Origin of the sequence: Pseudomonas sp. S5D5 (genome assembly GCF_003013355.1) — a bacterium.
Classification (GTDB): Bacteria; Pseudomonadota; Gammaproteobacteria; order Pseudomonadales; family Pseudomonadaceae; genus Aquipseudomonas; species Aquipseudomonas aylmerensis.
Map to the genome: position 1 here is coordinate 3,542,041 of NZ_PTEO01000001.1, position 18,421 is coordinate 3,560,461.

At 60.5% G+C, this 18,421-nt stretch carries 10 protein-coding genes; 6 read left to right on the forward strand and 4 right to left on the reverse strand.

Features of this window, described 5'->3' with window-relative positions; genetic code table 11:
• Positions 1–36: 36 nt before the first annotated feature.
• From C9990_RS16435 to C9990_RS16445, 3 genes are all read left to right on the forward strand, one after another.
• A complete protein-coding gene (locus C9990_RS16435) occupies positions 37–777 on the forward strand; it encodes a nitroreductase (protein WP_101270062.1) in 741 nt (246 codons plus the stop codon).
• Positions 774–2,411, forward strand: coding sequence for an AMP-binding protein (locus tag C9990_RS16440; protein ID WP_106803959.1), 1,638 nt, complete (start codon positions 774–776; stop codon positions 2,409–2,411). The genes C9990_RS16435 and C9990_RS16440 overlap by 4 nt, the downstream gene beginning before the upstream one ends.
• A gap of 523 nt (positions 2,412–2,934) precedes the next feature.
• Entirely contained in the window at positions 2,935–4,095 is a 1,161-nt protein-coding gene (locus C9990_RS16445; protein ID WP_157955083.1) for a hypothetical protein, read from the forward strand.
• A 717-nt stretch (positions 4,096–4,812) separates the two neighbouring features.
• Here the strand turns inward: C9990_RS16445 and C9990_RS16455 are convergent.
• The 4 genes from C9990_RS16455 to C9990_RS16470 all read right to left on the reverse strand — a co-directional run bounded on the left by C9990_RS16455 (position 4,813) and on the right by C9990_RS16470 (position 12,716).
• Complete coding sequence (locus C9990_RS16455) at positions 4,813–7,917, reverse strand: multidrug efflux RND transporter permease subunit (protein ID WP_106803961.1); 3,105 nt, start codon at positions 7,915–7,917, stop codon at positions 4,813–4,815.
• A gap of 1 nt (position 7,918) precedes the next feature.
• Positions 7,919–9,058, reverse strand: a complete 1,140-nt coding sequence (locus C9990_RS16460) for an efflux RND transporter periplasmic adaptor subunit (RefSeq protein WP_087694509.1) — start codon at positions 9,056–9,058, stop codon at positions 7,919–7,921.
• Between the two features lie 64 nt (positions 9,059–9,122).
• Positions 9,123–10,538, reverse strand: a complete 1,416-nt coding sequence (locus tag C9990_RS16465; protein WP_087694510.1) for a diaminobutyrate--2-oxoglutarate transaminase — start codon at positions 10,536–10,538, stop codon at positions 9,123–9,125.
• A 117-nt stretch (positions 10,539–10,655) separates the two neighbouring features.
• Entirely contained in the window at positions 10,656–12,716 is a 2,061-nt protein-coding gene (locus C9990_RS16470; protein ID WP_106803962.1) for a TonB-dependent receptor, read from the reverse strand.
• Between the two features lie 306 nt (positions 12,717–13,022).
• Here C9990_RS16470 and C9990_RS16475 point away from each other — a divergent pair, with 306 nt between their 5' ends.
• The 3 genes from C9990_RS16475 to C9990_RS16485 are packed head-to-tail and all read left to right on the forward strand — an operon-like array spanning position 13,023 to position 18,396.
• A complete protein-coding gene (locus tag C9990_RS16475) occupies positions 13,023–13,952 on the forward strand; it encodes a TauD/TfdA family dioxygenase (RefSeq protein WP_218231846.1) in 930 nt (309 codons plus the stop codon).
• 8 nt (positions 13,953–13,960) lie between these two features.
• The gene (locus C9990_RS16480; protein ID WP_106803963.1) at positions 13,961–17,332 is read left to right on the forward strand and encodes a condensation domain-containing protein; all 3,372 of its coding nucleotides are present in this window, start codon (positions 13,961–13,963) and stop codon (positions 17,330–17,332) included.
• Between the two features lie 17 nt (positions 17,333–17,349).
• A complete protein-coding gene (locus C9990_RS16485; protein WP_087694514.1) occupies positions 17,350–18,396 on the forward strand; it encodes a TauD/TfdA family dioxygenase in 1,047 nt (348 codons plus the stop codon).
• The last annotated feature ends 25 nt before the right edge of the window (positions 18,397–18,421 follow it).

Here is an 18,421-nt window from a genome sequence, read left to right on the forward strand (position 1 = left end):
CCCCGTCCGAACTGAGCCATGTAAAGGAGGTACACCTTGGACCGCTTGTCACCACCGCCGCTGTCTGCGCTGCAACTGCAGCGCACTGTTGACTGGACTATCAGCTCACGTCGCAGTGTCAGGGCGTTTCTTCCGACGGCCGTGGCCCATGAGGAAATCGAGGCCATTCTGGATATCGCACGCTTCAGTGCCTCAGGCGTGAATATGCAACCGTGGCGGGTGCACGTGGTGACCGGTGACGCCAAGGAGCAGCTGTCGCAGGCCATCGCCGCTGTCGATAACGACCCGCAACTCAGTCGCGACATGCAGGACCCCTACGAATACTACCCGCGCGAATGGACCACGCCTTATCTGGATCGCCGACGCAAGGTGGGTTGGGACCTCTACGGGTTGCTGGGGATTGCCAAGCACGAAAAGCAGCGTATGCACCAACAGCACGGGCGCAACTACCGTTTCTTCGATGCCCCGGTTGGCCTGCTGTTTACCGTCGACAAGGTATTGGAGCAAGGCAGCTTGCTGGACTATGGCATGTTTTTGCAAAGCGTCATGCTGGCCGCGCTCGGGCGCGGTTTGCACACCTGCCCGCAGGCGGCGTTTCTCAAGTACCACCCGGTTATCGCGCAGACGCTGAACATTCCCGCCGACCAGATGCTGGTGTGTGGCATGAGCCTGGGCTATGCCGACCCCCAGGCGATTGAAAACACGCTGGTCACCGCACGGGAACCGGTCAGCGCTTTCGCTGTTTTTCACAATAATAATAAGGAGACCTGCCCATGATCAGTGAACTTGAGCACAACCCGGCCAACCATGTGCCCTTGACCCCCGTGGGGTTCCTGGACCGTGCTGCGCTGGTTCATCCGGAACGTATTGCGATCATTCACGGCGACGTGCGGCGCACGTGGGCACACACGCGAGAACGCTGTTATCGCCTCGCTTCAGCGCTAGTCAGCCGGGGCGTACAACCGGGTGAGACAGTGTCAATCCTCTCGCCGAATACCCCGGCAATGATCGAGGCCCACTTCGGCATTCCGCTGAGCGGTGCCATTCTCAATACCATCAACCATCGCTTGGACGCTGACGGCATTGCGTTCATCTTGCAGCACAGCGAGTGCAGGTTGTTATTGGTCGATTGCGAGTTCATGGCCGTGGCAGGCGCGGCACTGTCCAAGCTTGAGCGGCCGCCGGCCATCGTGATGATTCGCGATCACCTGGCCACCCCCTGGACAGGCGCGCAGGCACCGGACTATGAAAGCCTGCTCACGCAAGGCGACCCGCAGTTTGAAGGCGTAAGGCCCGCAACCGAGTGGCAGCCCATCGCGCTAAACTACACCTCAGGCACCACCGGCGATCCCAAAGGCGTGGTGGTCAGCCACCGTGGCACGTACCTGATGAGCCTGCTGCAAATGACCAACTGGCCGCTGCCGCAAACACCACGGTATTTGTGGACGCTGCCGATGTTCCATGCCAACGGCTGGTGCTTCACCTGGGCGATTACCGCTGCGGCAGGCACTCATATTTGCCTGCGCAAAGTCACCGCCGAGGCGGTGCTGGACGCCATCGCCGAGCACCACGCCGACCATTTCTGCGCGGCACCAACGGTGATGGCGATGATTGCCAATACGCCAGCGCCGCCGCCATTACCGCACCCGGTTCGGGTGTTGACCGCCGGCTCGCCGCCTCCGGCCTCCGTGCTGGACGCGGTAGTGGCCATGGGTTTCCAGGTGGATCACGTGTACGGCATCACGGAAGTGGCGGGCACGCCCATCAGTTGCGTCTGGCAAGACGGTTGGGACCAACTCGACGCGACCGACAAAGCCCGGCTGCGCGTCAGGCAAGGCGCTCGGGCGGCGGCATTCGAGGGTTTGATGGTGGCCGACGGCGAAACCCTTGAACCTGTCCCCCACGATGGCCAGACCACCGGTGAGCTGTTGCTGCGTGGCAACACCGTGATGATGGGCTACCTGAAAAACCCCTCAGCTACGCAAAAAGCTTTTGAAGGCGGGTGGTTTCACACGGGAGATGTCGCCGTGGTACATCCCGACGGCTACCTGCAGATCACCGACCGCTGCAAAGACGTGATTATCTCTGGGGGCGAAAATATTTCTTCAGTGGAAATCGAAGACATCCTCCACGGCCACGCATCGGTGCTGCACGCCGCCGTAGTGGCGCAGCCGGATAACAAATGGGGCGAAGTACCCTGCGCCTTCATCGAGTTGAAAAGCCAGGCACCGGTGCCGAGCGAAGCGGAACTGATCGCTTATTGCCAGGCACGACTGGCGCGCTACAAGTGCCCTAGCCGGGTGATATTTGGGGAAGTGCCCAAAACGGCAACTGGAAAAATCCAGAAGTTCATCCTACGCCAACTGGCCGGTAGCCAAGAGGCGATCACCCGCTTGGCTTCCGCCGGCTGACCCCGCCTCAGCTTCCAAACACTGTCCATATTGCGCAGCGCGCGCCGGATGCGCCTTGGGGGAGCCGTGCGCGCTGAAAACACCAAAAACAACAACAAAAGGTGCATAAGACATGCTTATGGACTCATGGAGCTGCAGACTGTAGTGATCCGAGTATCACTGGTGAGAACGTGAAGCTCAGGAACCTGAATACCCTCTCTCTGCAGTTCGTCCATTGCCCTCAGCGCGAGCGCCACAGTGACCGAACTGTCCTTGCCGAAACTGCAGGCGATCACGCAACGCCTCCCGTCCAAGATCTGCTGCTTGATAACCGCGATAGCATCATCAACTTTTCGTCAAATGGAAGCTCCGCGGTAGGCGCTTTGACCGGTGCAGCATCATGGAAGAGGGTGGCGGGGATCAATTGCATGGTGGCGGCTCAGTGATGAAAGTACACTTTAAACATATCGGCAAATCCTAATTCGCAACGACTAGGTGATGCCCTCACTGAGTCGTTCCACCACTCATGTTCAAAAGGTGCTTTTTGACAACCATTACCTGGGATAAGAAGATTCTCTGCGCAGATACGCTTGTAAGTTTCGACACTGCTGCCTTGACTGCAATGTCGAACGCCCGCGGTTGGGAGATAAAGAGCAAGCTGTTTACGCCAGGCAAAGTAGTCATGTTTGAGGGGGCGCCAATTATAGCCGTGGGAGCCGCCGGCAACGGGGCCGCAGGAAACAGTCTCAGAGATTGGCTGTTTGACCAGAATCTGAAACCCGGTTATTACCCCAGACCTTCCGCCCCTCTACGCAACGACCTCATACGGCAAGCACAAATATCTCAAGTGCTTGTGGCAGAGGATTCTTGGCTGTTTGTTCTCACTGAAACCCACTGTTGGCATGTGACCTCTGTCATTGGCATTCAGCCGAGCGTTGATGACGTAACGACGAACTCAACAGCGATCGGCCTCGGTGCAAAATATGCTCGACCCTGCCTGGCCAAAAGACTGGATGGCGTTAACGCTATCATTGAAGCCGCTAAGCACACCGACTCAGAAACTAACTTCAAAATCGAAAGCGTTCAGCACAAGCCCGGTTCGCAGATCAAACTTGAGCTCCGATCGCTAACCACCTTGAAGGATCCAGTGCGCAAAAATCGAGTACTGGCATGCGTCTTGGGAACCGCTGGCCATCTCCTAACTGCCATTTGCGGGGTCTCCCTACTGGCGGGCGGATTTGAGGGACTGACCCGCTTACTGTGGGTTGCCGCCTTAATGCTTGGGGTGATGGTGTCGGGTTGGTCGATGTTGACCTCTTTTAGATCGAAGCGAGCCCCTTTCTACACCTTGGGTGCTCTGATTTTGATGCTGGCGCCTTTGGCGATCCCAGAAACAGAAGCCTTCATCGTTGCCAACAACCTCGAATCGTTGATTGTCCTTCCGTGGTTAGCATTTGCGGTGCTATACCTTCCCACGCAAAGATTTCCGGCATTAATGAATCCCTTGATTGCTTCCTACATTGTTTCTGTACTATCTGTGATTGCAGTGTTGGTAGCCGTGGTGGGGTTCAACGACCCTCCCTACAATTGGGCCGAGGCATTTGTGGGTTTCCTGGGCGTCGGGGTTGGATTCTCTATTGTCTGGCTTTGCGCCAGGCATATCGAAAGCAACGAAAGGCGGTTTTGGCATCTATTTGATCTGTGACCTTGCCGAGGGTATCCCTCGGCTTAACACGAGCTGCATAGCTGCTCGACACGTAATCGCACCCTGAGTACGGTACGTGCGCAGCAACTCCTCCCTAAACCGGCTACCACCGTTATCATCACAGCAGATGACGTCACCATTTTGCGGGAGAAATAACAGTGCCAACCGATCTGGAGGGGCGCGTAGCGCTCAAAGAACTGATTGAGAAATACCTCCAGGGAAGAGATCCCGATTGCGACGGTCTGATCGAAGTTGTTCAGGATCCCTCGCGGCAAGTTCCGATTAGGAGTGTGCTTGAAGGACATTAGACGGTACAACAAGGCCCAGTACACGCAGCAGGAGCTAGATCTGATCGACGACCTTTTGTACATGTATGGGTGATACAGAACGTGCTGGTAGAGGGCAAATGGTTGGATAAGAACTGAATCGCGTTTGGTTTCGTAGACACTTCCAAGCCCAGCAAACCAATTACGTGGATACAAATATTGGGTCGAACACAGCCGATCGGAGTTGCTGTTCTCGACCGAGAGCGGACTAGCTGGTCCTTGATGAGCCCTGCCCTCTCCCACCCAGATCCGATGAGGAGTAACACTGAAAGCCATCGACGACCACCCTAGCCCGCCTCAGAGATCGCCAATCTCGATCGCCCACGTATCCCGCTCTAGTGGGGGCCAAACTGGGGGCACATTTGAATTTTATCCGACTGAAAACACCGTCCTAGAGCCAAGTCCAAATGTTTTTTGGCGACCCCGAGAGTCTTTGAGAAACCGCCATCACCGTTACAAATAGCACTGGCACCCACAACACGCCCAGCACTGTCGCCGCGAGCATTCCGCCAATCACCCCAGTTCCAATCGATTGCTGGCTGGCGGCGCCCGGCCCGGTGGCGAGCGCCAGCGGCACTACGCCCAGGATAAATGCCAGTGATGTCATGATGATCGGGCGAAAGCGCAGGCGTGCAGCCTGGACCGACGCATCTGCAAGACGTGCGCCTTGGGCGTGCAGCTCTTTGGCAAACTCGACAATGAGTATCGCGTTCTTCGCCGACAGGCCGATGATGGTAATCAAACCCACCTTGAAATAGACGTCATTGGGCATGCCCATGATGGTGACGGCCGCCACTGACCCCAGCACGCCAACCGGTACGATCAACAGCACGGCAAACGGTATCGCCCAGCTTTCATACAAGGCCACCAGTACCAGCAGGACCGTCAACAGTGATAATCCCATCAACAGCGGCACCTGGGCACCGGATTGTTGCTCCTGCAGCGACAGCCCGGCCCACTCCAGGCTGAAACCGCCCGGCAGTTGCTCCGCGATGTTCTGCAATACCTGCATGGCCTGGCCGGTGCTGTAGCCAGCCGCGGCGTCACCGGTAAAGCGCAGCGATTGCGAGCCGTTGTAACGCACGATCTGCAGCGGGCCGACTTGCCATTCAAAACGGCTGAAGGCTTCGAGGGGCACCAGCGTGTTCTGCCGGTTGAGCACTTGCAGGCGCAGCAGCGCTTCGGGTGTCTGGCGGCTACCGCCGTCAGCTTGGACAATCACGCGCTGCATACGCCCCTGGTTGGCAAATTCGTTGATTTGCTGTGAACCGAGGGCCGCCGATAACGCAGCGCTGACCACATCGAAACTCACACCAAGGGCCTCGGCTTTTTCCCGGTCGATGTCGACTTTTATCTGCGGCGCGTCCGACAGGCCTTCATCGCGCAGGCTGCCGATCACCGGGGACTCTTTTGCGGCAGCGAGCAGTTGCGCGCGGGCGCCCAGCAGCTCGGCGTGACTGTGACCGGTCAGGTCTTGCAGGCGCAGTTCGAAGCCGGCAGACGTACCAAGACCATCGACCGCCGGCGGCACCGTGCTAAATACGGTGCCGTCGCTGACCTCTTCAAAGGCCTGGGTTGCGCGCTGTGCCACGGCGCGACTGGCCTGGTCGGCCCCGCGAACCGACCAGTCCTTGAGGCTGATATACGACAAGGCGGCATTGGCTCCCTCGCCGGAAAAGCTGAAGCCCAGAATGCTCAGCACCTGTTGGGTGGCCGGTTGTGCCAGGGCATATTGCTCCCACGCGTTCACCGTCACTTCGGTACGCGCTGCGGAGGCCGCTGGAGGCAACTGGATATCGGTGACGGTGTAGCCCTGGTCCTCACTGGGAATGAAGGAGGATGGCAAACGGTGGTAGGCAAACACCAGCACCGCCAGCAACAACAGGTACAGACACACGCTGCGAGTGCCCCGCTGCACCCAGCTGCCGGCGATGCGCTCATAGTGTGCAGTCAACCTGTCAAAGTGTCGGTTGAACCCATTCAGCCGCTGTGCCGGATCAAAAGGCTTGAGCAATGCCGCACAGAGCGCCGGCGTCAGGGTCAGCGCGAGGAACCCGGAGAAAAGAATCGATACCGACAATACCAGGGCGAACTGCTGGTAGATCACGCCCACCGAACCGCCCATGAAGGCCAGTGGCAAAAATACCGTTGAGAGCACCAGTGTAATGCCAACAATGGCGCCGCTGATCTGGCCCATGGCCTTGCGGGTCGCGTCTTGGGGTGACAGGCGCTCCTGGTTGATCAAGCGCTCGACGTTTTCCACCACGACAATGGCGTCGTCCACCAGCATGCCGATGGCCAGGACCATGCCGAACAGGGTCATCATATTGATGGAAAAGCCCAACACCCCCATTACTGCGAGCGTGCCCGACAGGCATACCGGCACGACCACCGCCGGAATCAAGGTGTAGCGCAGCTTTTGCAAGAACAGCCACATCACCAGGAATACCAGCACCATGGCTTCGATCAAGGTGTAGACGACCTGCTTGATCGCGGCCTGGACAAAGGGCGCCGTATCGTACGGCACGCTAAAGCGCATGTTGCTCGGCAGGGTGCTCGACAGGTGGTCCAGACGCGCCTTGACTGCCTGCGCGGTCTGCAACGCATTGCCACCCGGCGCGAGTTGCACCGACATGGCCGCCACGGGCTTGCCGTTCAGACGGGCATCGAAGCGGTAGTCCTGGCGCCCCAGTTCCACCCGCGCCACATCGTGAATTCGCACACTGGCGCCGTCGTCATTGGCACGCAGCACAATATTGCCAAACGCCTCCACCGACTCCAACTGGCCCTGCACCATGACGGTAGCGGTAATCTGCTGGTCCACCGGCCCCGGGCGTTCACCCATGCTGCCGGCCGGCACCTGAACGTTCTGCGCCGCGATGGCTTTGCTCACATCCGCCATCGACAGGCCATAACCCACCAGCTTCGCCGGGTCGACCCAAATACGCATGGCGCGCTCGGCGGTATACATCTGCACGCGGCCGACGCCGGCCACACGACGAATTTCGTTATTCACTGCGCGGGCAGCAAAATCGGCCAGGCCGACCGAATCCTGCTGTTCGTCGGTGTACGAAAGGGCATAAATCATCAGAAAGTTGGCGCGCACCTGCTCGACTTTCAAGCCCTGCTCGATCACCGCTTGGGGCAAGCGCCCCACCACCCGTTGCAAACGGTTTTGCACATCAATCTGCGCGCGGTCCGGGTCAGTGCCCGGTTTAAAGGTGACGGTGGTGTCTGCACTGCCATTGGCACTGGTGGACTCGTAGTACAGCAAGTCAGGCAGGCCGTTGAGTTCTTCTTCCAGCAGGCTGGTGACGTTGAGGTTGATGATCTGCGCCGAGGCACCCGGGTAGCTGGCACTGACGCTGATTTGTGGCGGCGCAACGTCGGGGTATTGGCTGACGGGCAAACGGCCGAGCGCCAGCGCACCCGCCAGCACGACAAACAACGCGATGACCCAGGCGAAATTCGGACGATCAATGAAGAAGTCGGCCATCTCAGTCTGCGGCCTGTCGCGCAGCCAGAGCAACAACGCTGACCTTGCTACCGGCGCTGAGCTTGTCGACCCGCTCCACCACCACCCGCTCACCTGCCTTCAGGCCTTGAGTGATCTGCCAGTCGGGACCGAGCATCGCGCCGGTGCTGACGATGCGCTCCTGCACCACGCCTTGGGCGTCGACCAGCATCAGCCGGGCCTGCCCGTCAGTGCCGCGCTGCACCGCCTGCTGCGGCACGAACATCGCCTGTGGGTCCACCCCGGCCGGTGCCACTACCCTGACGTACATGCCAGGCAGCAGCACGTTATCGGGGTTGGGAAACTCACCGCGCAAAGTGACTTGGCCGGTACTGCGGTCTACGGAGATATCTGAGAACAACAGCTTGCCCGCGCGGGTCTGCATCGGGTTGCCGACCTGCAACGAGACCTGGGCCGCGCCCTCCCCGGTCAACACCAGGCGGCCGTTGGCGACGGCTTGGCGCAGCGCCACGACCTGTTCGGCGGGCTGGGTGAAGTCGGCGTAGATCGGGTCCAGTTGTTGAATCCGTGCCATCTGTGTGGCCTCGTCCTGGCCGACCAGTGCGCCTTCGCTGACCAGCGCACGGCCTATGCGGCCACTGATCGACGCACGCACCTGGCAGTAGTCCAAATTGAGTTGCGCGGTGGCCCGGTCGGCCTCTGCGGCCAGGCGGTCGGCCTTGGCGCGTTTGAGATCGGCCATCGCGTCATCAAATAATTGCGGGCTGACCGCATTGATCTCGACCAGTTGCGTATAGCGCTGCACATGGGCGTTGGCGCGATAGACATCCGCCTCGGCCCTGGCCAGGTCACCTTCAACTCGCATTAACTTGGCCTTGAGCGGCGCCGGGTCGATGCTGAACAGCAACTGGCCCGCCTTGACGTCACTGCCTTCGACAAAATGCCGCGCCAGCACCACCCCGGCGACCCGTGCGCGCACTTCTGCGACGCGCACCGGCTCAATGCGGCCCGGTAATTCGGCAGTCATGGCGAAGGCGCGGGGTTGTACGGTCAGGGTCTTGACCTGCGGCGGCAGCGTCTTGGAAGCAACGGGCAGCGGCCTAACATCGCAGCCGCCCAGGGTCAGCGCAGCAAACAGCAGTGTCGATACAGCCTTGTGCATGTGTCGTCCTTTCGCTGAAAAATGCGCCCTTCCATTCCCTTGGCAGGCACCGGGCATGGCTCGATCAGGGCCGCGTGGTGATCGCGTGGGCAGCCTGGAACAGGATTTGCGCAACAAAATCGATTTCTTGCTCGGTGATGATCAACGGCGGCAGGAAGCGCACCGTTGCTCCATGACGCCCACCCAGCTCGACGATCAACCCATGCTTGAGGCACGCTTGCTGGAAAGCCTTGGCCCGCGCAGTGTCCACCGGTGGGTGCCCTTGTACATCAGATACCCCGTGCGGGTCGACGATTTCCATGCCGAGCATCAGGCCGCGACCGCGAACGTCACCGACCCAGGCGAATTCACTCTGCAGCGCCTGCAAGTGTTTGCGCAAGTGCGCGCCGACGGTCTCGGCGTGCGCCACCAGGTCATTGTCGCGAATGAAGCGCAAGGTCGCCGTACCGGCCGCCATCGCCAACTGATTGCCACGGAAGGTGCCGGCGTGCGCGCCGGGCTGCCAGACATCCAGCGAATCGTTATAGACCATGACCGATAACGGCAAGCCACCACCGATGGCCTTGGACAGGGTGATCACATCCGGGGTAATGCCCGATTGCTCGAAGCCGAACATACGGCCACTGCGAGCAATGCCGCATTGGATTTCGTCGACAATCAGCGGGATACCGTGGGCGCGGGTCAAGCGTCGCAGTTCCTGCAACCAGCGATCCGGCGCGGCAATCACCCCACCTTCGCCCTGGATCGGCTCAAGAATCATCGCGGCCGGTAAGGTGACGCCGCTTTCCGGGTCGTTGAGCAGGTGTTCCAGGTAGCGCACATTCAGGGTCACGCCTTGATCGCCGGCGACACCAAACGGACAGCGGTAATCATGCGGGTACGGTAGGCGTTGCACGCCCGGCATCAACGCGCCGAGGGCATTTTTTGGGGACAGGTTGCCGCTGATGGCCAAGGTGCCGAGGGTCATGCCGTGATAGGCGCCTTCGAAGGCCAGCACCGAATGGCGCCCGGTCGCGGTGCGCGTCAATTTGAGTGCAGCTTCCACCGCATCGGCCCCACTGGGGCCGCAAAACTGGATGCGGGCATTGCGTGCAAAGTCGGGCGGCAGGCAGCCGAAGACTTCCTGAACGAAAGCGTCCTTGACCGGCGTCATCAGGTCCAGCGTGTGCATCGGCACACCGGCGGCCATCAGTTGTGTGATTGCTTCGATAATCACCGGGTGATTGTGGCCCAGCGCCAGGGTTCCGGCACCCGCCAGGCAATCGACAAACACTTGCCCGCGACTGTCCTGTACGTAAATCCCATGGGCGCGTTCAAGCACCAGCGGGATGCGTCGTGGGTAGCTGCGGGCGTTGGATTCTTGCTGTTGCTGGCGCTCGAGTATCGGCGTCAGGTCCAGGCAGTAAGGTTGGGACAGCCCAGTGTGCAACAGGCGTAGCTGTTGCGCACCACCGGTTGTGGCATTCGAAAAAGCGTTCATGAGGTCCTCCATGGAGGCTGGGTTTGGAAGCAAGCAGCGCTGCCTGGACACGAACGCGCCAGGCAGCAAAAGTCTTGAAACCAGACGCAGGGAATGCGCACCCCTGCGCCCATCGACTTACATGTCGTAACGCAGTACCAGGCCGAATGTGCGCGGGGCGCCCACATCGATGATGTCGCCGATGCGGTTGCTGGTGACGTATTCCTTGCCGAAGGCGTTTTTCAGGTAGCCGGACACGGCGACGTTCTTGGTCACCTTGTACTCGGTGCTGAAGTTGGTCAGGACGTAGTTGTCACTGCGGCGCACTTTGCTCACGTTGCCGTTGGCGTCAAATTCGAAGTCAGACGGCGCGGTGCTCTGGTAAGTGAGGTCGGTGTTGAGGGTCAAGCGATCGTTCCAACGGTAGGTACCGCCCACAGACATCTTGTATTTCGGCGAGTACAGGAACGGCTGGCCGCTGCGGTCAAGGCCGTCACCGGTATTGAAGTCCTTGTACTTGGCGTCGGTGATGGCACCGCCGATGTTCAAGGTCAACTGCTCACCGAAGTCTTTCTCGACGCTGACTTCCAGGCCCTTGATGTCACTGCGACCGGCGTTGTAGACGAGGAAGAAATCACCCGACGAGTCAAGCACGCTGACCTGCTGGTCTTTCCAGTCGGTGTAGTACAGGTTGGCACGTGCGCGCAGGCTCTTCTCGAGGAACGAACCCCGGTACGACAGCTCGTAGTTGGTGGTGTATTCCGGATCGTAAGCCTGGTGACCGCCACCGGCTCGCACGTTGACGCCACCCCCACGGTAGCCTTTCTGCACCATGAAACCGACGTACTGGTCGGGGATGAATTGATAGTCGACGCCCAGTTTCGGCAACAGCGCGTGGAAGGTCTTCTTGACCTTGCCAGGGCTGGAGAAGTCATCCTGCTCGATGTCGGTATCGTTGGTTTCGTAGTCGTAGCGCAGGCCGGTGATCAGGGTCCAGTTCGGCGCGAAATCCCAGTCCACTTCACCGAACAACGCGGCGTTGTTGATATCGACATCGCCCTTGGCGGCGCCGCGCTGAACGTTATTGAACAGCAGGCGGTCGTGGAAGCTGTTGGTGGTACGGCCGTAGTACACACCGCCGAAACTGCGGATGGTGTCGGACGTATAGCCCAAACGCAGTTCCTGGCTGAACATGTCGCCGGCCTGGTTACGCAGGATTTCGTTATTCACCGTGGCGGTCTGGTCGAAGTCCTTGCGCGCCGTATAGGACGAATGGGTGTAAGTGGTCAGGTTGGTCAGCGTCCAGGCCTCGTTGAGGCGCCAGTCGATCTTCGCGCTCACCGTATCCTGGTTAAGGTTGTCGTAGGCCTTGGTGTTCGAGGCAATCTTGTAATACTGGACCTTGTCGCCGATGCGGGTGATCGAGTTGTCGCCCTGGCGGTGTTCGTTGTGCGCGTAGGTCAGCAGCACGTCAGTGTCATCGTTCGGCGTGATCAACAACTTGCCGCGGTAGTTGCTGGTGCGGTGCGGGTTGGCATCGTCGTGGTTAGTGGTGTTGCGGATATAACCGTCGCCGTCCTGAGTGTCGATGGCGATACGGCCGGCGATCTTGTCGTCGACGATCGAGCCACCGCCAGCCACGGCCACGCCGCGTTCACCGTAGTTGCCGATGTTGGTTTGGGCGGAGAAGGACGGTTCAAAGGTCGGGTTCTTGGTCTGAATTACTACCGCACCAGCCAGGGAGTTGCGACCTTGGGTGGTGGACTGCGGGCCAAGGAAAACCTCGACCTGCTCCGTGTCCCACAGGCCGATCGGGCTTAGCGTCAGCGCACGGTTGGGTTGTTGCGCGCCATCGACATACACCGACACTGCGCCGTTCAGCGTCGCCGGGCCCTGGTCATCGAAACCGGACACCGGCACACCACGGATACCCCAGTTTTCGTTGCCCGCCTGGTTGTACACACCCGGTGTACGGGCAAACACGTCGATCAGGTTGTGATCGGCTTTGTCGCGCAGTTGCTGTTCCGTCACAACGGCGACGCTCGACTGGGTCTGCTCAAGTGTGCGGTTGATTTTTTCACCAGTGACGGTGATCGGCGCAATCTCCACCGCCGAGGTTTGATCCTCCGCCCATGCACTGTTCAACAGGCACATAGCAGACCCTACCGCCAACGCAAGTGTATTAATTTTGTAATTCACGCCCCGCTCCCCTACCGCAGTTATTTGTATTTTTATCCGTTGGCAAATCGCTGTTTTTCCCCAGCGGGGCCGGAGTCTAGACGAAAAAAAATATTAAAGGAATAGTATTGATAATCCATCTCATTAACACCTAGTATGACCACATGTAACGAGATATAAGCATTTCGTTGCAAAGCTTCATCGAGGCCACTGCCCAGTTTTCACGGCCTGCTGTCACGTCGCTACAGAGCCAAAAAAAACAAACAGGATGTGCAAAGGATGACTTCAATCGAACACCCGAACGGACGTTCGGAGCCTGTTTCAATCATGGATCAAGCCCCTGGCGCAGCCGTTCTGCCAAGGCGCGTGCAAGCCAGCCCGGGCCAGTCGATCCATGCGCTCGAACAGTCGATCCGCGACAGCCTCGACGACAGCTTGCGTACGGCGGGCGGTGTGCTGTTTCGCGGCTTCAATGTCGCCACGCCCATCGACTTCAAGCGTTTCGCCGCCAGCTTCGGCGCGCCATTGGCCAGCTACGAATTCGGCTCCACCCCGCGCAGCAAAGTGTTCGCCGGGGTCTACAGTTCGACGGAATACCCGGCTCACCAATTCATCCCCCTGCACAACGAACAGGCCTATACCCGGCCCTGGCCTGCGCGCATCTGGTTCCACTGCATCAAGGCCAGTGAAACCGGCGGCGAAACGCCGATTTGCGATAGCCGCCTGATCTACCAGCGCATGCCGGCCGAGATTCGCGAAGCGTTCGCCAGCCGTGAGCTGCTCTATGTGCGCAATTACAGCGGCGCCCTCGATCTGCCCTGGCAAAAGGTGTTCAACACCGAAGACCGCGCCCAGGTCGAGCGCTACTGCCAGGACAACAACATCGAGTGGGAATGGAAAGCTGACGGCGACCTGCGCACCCGCCAGCGCTGCGCCGCCGTGTTGCAGCACCCCGAGACCGGTGAGTGGGTCTGGTTCAATCAGGCGCACCTGTTCCACGTCTCGGCCATTGAACCCGGTGTGCGTGCCAGCCTGCTGGCGGCCGTCGGTGAAGAGAACCTGCCGCGCCATGTGTATTTCGGTGACGGCTCGGCGATCCCCGATGCGATGCTCGATACGGTGCGTGCGGTCTATGACCAGACCGCCGTCAGCTTCCCCTGGGAGCCCGGCGACATCCTGATGCTCGACAACCGACTGGTCGCCCACGGGCGCAATCCTTATACCGGTGACCGTAAAGTCATCGTGGCCATGGCGTAAATCCCACCATGTTTGCATTCAATCACTGGATCGAAGTGCTGGAAGCTAACGCCCTGCACTTCCCACAGCGTGCTGCCTTGCACTTCCTGCCCGACGGCGTCGAGATCGGCGAAACCCTGACGTTTGCCCAATTGCACGAGCAGTCGCAATCCCTGGCCGCCGCCTTGCAGGCGCGTTGCAGCCCAGGCGACCGCGTGCTGTTGATGCTGCCCAGCAGCCTCGACTACGCCCGAGCGTTCTGCGCTTGCTTATATGCCGGGCTGATCGCCGTGCCGTTGTTCCCGCCGCCGTCGCGTAAACCGCGGCATCTGGACCGTGTGCGTAATGTGGTGATCGACGCGCAGCCAGCGCTGATCCTCACGCCGCTGGAACATTGCGACAGTCTGCGCGAACTGGTGGAAAACCGCGTCGAGGTGTTGACCGTCAAAGACCTCGGCACACCGGCGCCCAGCCAGTGGCAACGGCCGTCGGTCAATGGCGCTACCGTCGCGTTCCTGCAATACACCTCGGGCTCGACCGGCACGCCCAAAGGCGTCGAAGTGCGCCAGCGCAACCTGATCGCCAACGTCGAATTGATGCGCCAGGCCTACGGTTTCGATGAGCACGGCGCCATGGTCAACTGGCTGCCGCTGTACCACGACATGGGCCTGATCGGCGGCGTACTCGCCCCGCTCTACAGCGGCATGCCGTGCTACCTGATGGCCTCGCAAACCTTCGTGAATGCACCGTCCACCTGGCTGCAGGCCTTGAGCCGCTACCGCGCGACCGCGAGTTTCGCGCCGAACTTTGCCTATGCCCTGTGTCACCGCGTCGTCAGCGACAACCTTATCGCCCAGCTCGATTTGAGCGCCTGGCAGCATGCAATCAACGGCGCCGAACCGATCCACCCCGGCACGCTCGACGCCTTCACCCAACGCTTTGCCGCGTGCGGTCTCAACCCCTTGGCCATCAGCCCCGGTTACGGCCAGGCCGAAGCCACGTTGTGCGTCAGCGCAACACCTGCGAACAAGCTGCCGGTGGTGTTGCGCCTGGACAAAAGCGTACTGGAAACCGGCCAGGTCACCCTGGCGTCCGGCGACGCTGCTGCGGTTGAATTTGTCGCCTGTGGCTACCCGCAAGCGCTTCACGCTGTCGCCATCGCGGACCCGAACACCCACGAACGCTGCGCCGCGGACCGCATCGGTGAAGTCTGGCTGCAAGGCCCGAGCAACGCCGAGGCCTACTGGAAAAACCCCGAAGCCAGCCGCTACGCGTTTGAGGCGCAAATAGTCGGTGAACCCGGCCATTACCTGCGCTCCGGTGACCTGGGTTTCATGCATGAAGGTCAGATCGTCATCTGCGGGCGCCTCAAAGACCTGCTGATACTCAACGGTCGCAACCTTTACCCCCACGATATCGAGTTTGCGATCACTGACAGCGAGCCGGGCATCCGCACCGGGCGCATCGCCGCCTTCTCGCAGATGGACCCGCTGCTGGGCCGCGAGAAACTAGTGATCGTTGCCGAACCGCAGCGCAAGTTCGTTGACCCGGCGCATCACCCGGCGCTGTTCGCGTCGATGCAAACCGCCGTGCGTGAAGCGGCCGACTGCGGTATCGACCAGATTGTGCTGGTGCAAGCCGGCACCATTCCGATGACCACCAGCGGCAAGATCGCCCGTCAAGGCGCACGTAGCCAACTGGCGGCCGGCACCTTGAGCATCATCGCCCAGAGCGGCGGGCAAGCAAGCGCGCCGGTGGAACGGATCGAGGCCGAGCAATTGCGTGAGCAACCGAGCCTGTCTGCCTGCCGTCAGTGGTTGGAGCAGGTCTTGCACGAGGTCAATCCGTACCTCACGGTCGACGTTGAACTCAGCCTGATCGGATTGGGGCTGGACTCCATCGGCATCGCCGATTTTGCCGCCCGCCTTTACCGCGACCTGGGTTGGAACCTCGACACCCAGAGCCTGTTCGGCGAACAAAGCCTGGCCGAATGGGCGCAGGCGCTGCGGGTGTACCTCGGCACGCCAATGCCCATTGCCAGCCCCGAATCAGACGCGACTACTCACCATAGCCGCCAATCCTTCGCCCAGCGCCGCCTGTGGTTCCTGCATCAATTGAACCCGCAGGACACCCACCACAACCTGGTATTGCAACTGAAGCTGCACGGCCCATTGGATAAGGCGCTGTTGTCGCAACGGCTCAGTGCCCTGGTCGAGCGCCACAGCGTGCTGCGCACGATCTACCACGATAGCGTTGATGGCCCGCAGCAACAGGTGCTGGCGGCCAGCAACGTGCCGTTGATCCTCCACGATCATCTAGCGGACTGCCTGGCCCAGGAGCACGCGACCCCGATCGACCTCAAGCAAGGCCCACTGCTGCGCGCCCACCTGATCAGCCACGATCACCAGCACGATCTGCTGCTGACCCTGCACCACATCGCCTTCGATGGCCGTTCCGCGCAACTGCTACTGGCTGAATTGTCGACTCAGGCCACCGATGACGCACCGCAGCAGTACCTCGAATTCGCCCGCTGGGAAGCCGCGCACTGGACAGCTCAACGCATCGCTACCCACCAGGACTTCTGGCGCGAACACCTGGCCGATATGCCGCAAACCCTGGAGCTGGGCGGCAGCGGCACCACACACACCGAACACAGCGTGAATTTCAGCCTGCCCCAAGCCACATGCGACACCCTGGCCGGTGTCGCCCGTGAACAGGGCATGACGCTGTTCATGCTGCTATTGGCGAGCTATCAACTGGTGCTCAAGCAATTGAGCGGCCAGCAACGTTTCCTGCTGGGTACGGATGTGAGCGGCCGCCCGCTGGCCGCGCACAACGAGATGATCGGTTTCTTCGTCAACCAGTTGACCCTGCGCTGCGAGGTCGGCGAGGACGGCACGCTGGCCGATTTTTTCGCGCACGTGCGTGATCAGACCCGCCTGGCGTATGCCCACCAAGACCTGCCGTTCGATCTGGTCGTCGCGGCGCTGGCGCCAACACGCCGCCCCGGCCATTCACCGCTGTTCCAGGTCAAGCTCAACTATCAACCTTCGCGAGTCGAGCCAACCACTCTTGCCGGGGCGCAGCTGACGGCTGTGGACGTCGCGCAGGCGCCGGGAGACTTCCATTTGGTGCTCGACTTGGTGCATGCCAGCCACGGCATCGACGCCACGCTCAAATACCGCGGGGAATACTTCGATCAGGCACGCGCCGAACGCCTGCAACACTTGTGGACGCGCCTGCTCGACGAAGCTCGCGACCTGCTGGATGAGCCGCTGACTGCATTGGCCCAACGCATCGACACCTGGGATCAGGCTTTGCGCAATGAACGCCAGCAATCCCAAGCCCTCGCCGGTCGCAGCCAGTTGCTGCAAACCAAACGTCGCTCACTGACCCTTTGATCAAGGTGGATGCTTGTATGCCTATCGTGCCCCCAGCCGCACGCACACTGGGGGGTGTGCGCCGCAAAGCCATGAACGTCGCTCCCCAGCAACTGGTCAGCGAGCGCCTGCTCAGCCCCGATCACGCCTTGCCGCTGGTCATCGAGCCGGCAGTCAACGGTGTCGACCTGGTGGCCTGGGCCACCGGCGAACGCGAAGCCCTGGAACAGAAACTGCTGCAATACGGCGCCCTGCTGTTCCGCGGTTTCGACGTCGCATCGGTGGAACACTTCGATCAGGTCATCGCTGCGCTGTCGCCCGGCGCGCTGGAATACATGTTCCGCGCCTCACCGCGTACGCGGGTCGGCGGCAATATCTATACCTCGACCGACTACCCGGCCGACCAGATGATTTTCCCGCATAACGAACATTCCTATTCGCCGCGTTTCCCGCTGCGGCTGTTCTTTTATTGCCAACTGCCGTCCGAGACCGGTGGTGAAACGCCGATCGGCTCAACCCGCGCGGTCAAGGCCAGGATCAGCGCCGACATCGAAGCGCGCTTTCGTGAAAAAGGCGTGCTCTACGTGCGCAATTACGGCGACGGTTTCGGCCTGCCGTGGCAAAGCGTGTTCCAGTCCGCCGACCGCAGCGAAGTCGAAGCCTACTGCGCCAGCGTCGGCATCGAAGTGGAATGGAAAGAAAACAACCGCCTGCGCACCCGCCAACGCGGCCCGGCGGTGGTGCGTCACCCGCGTACCGGCGAAGAGGTCTGGTTCAACCACGCGACCTTTTTTCACATCAGCACCCTGCCGCCGGCCCTGCGCGATTCGCTGCAAAGCAACTTCAACGACCTCGACCTGCCGACCAACACCTTCTATGGCGACGGCGCACCGATCGAGCCAGAGGTGCTGGAGTCGCTGCGCGCCGCCTACCTGGATTCACTGGTGCGTTTCTCCTGGCAACAAGGCGACGTGCTGTTTATCGACAACATGCTCGCGGTGCACGGTCGTGAACCCTTTACCGGCAACCGCGCAATCATGACCGGCATGGCCGAGGCCTTGCTGTCCAGCGACGTGGCTGTCTGACCGCTATCCACCCCTTTTTTGCAGT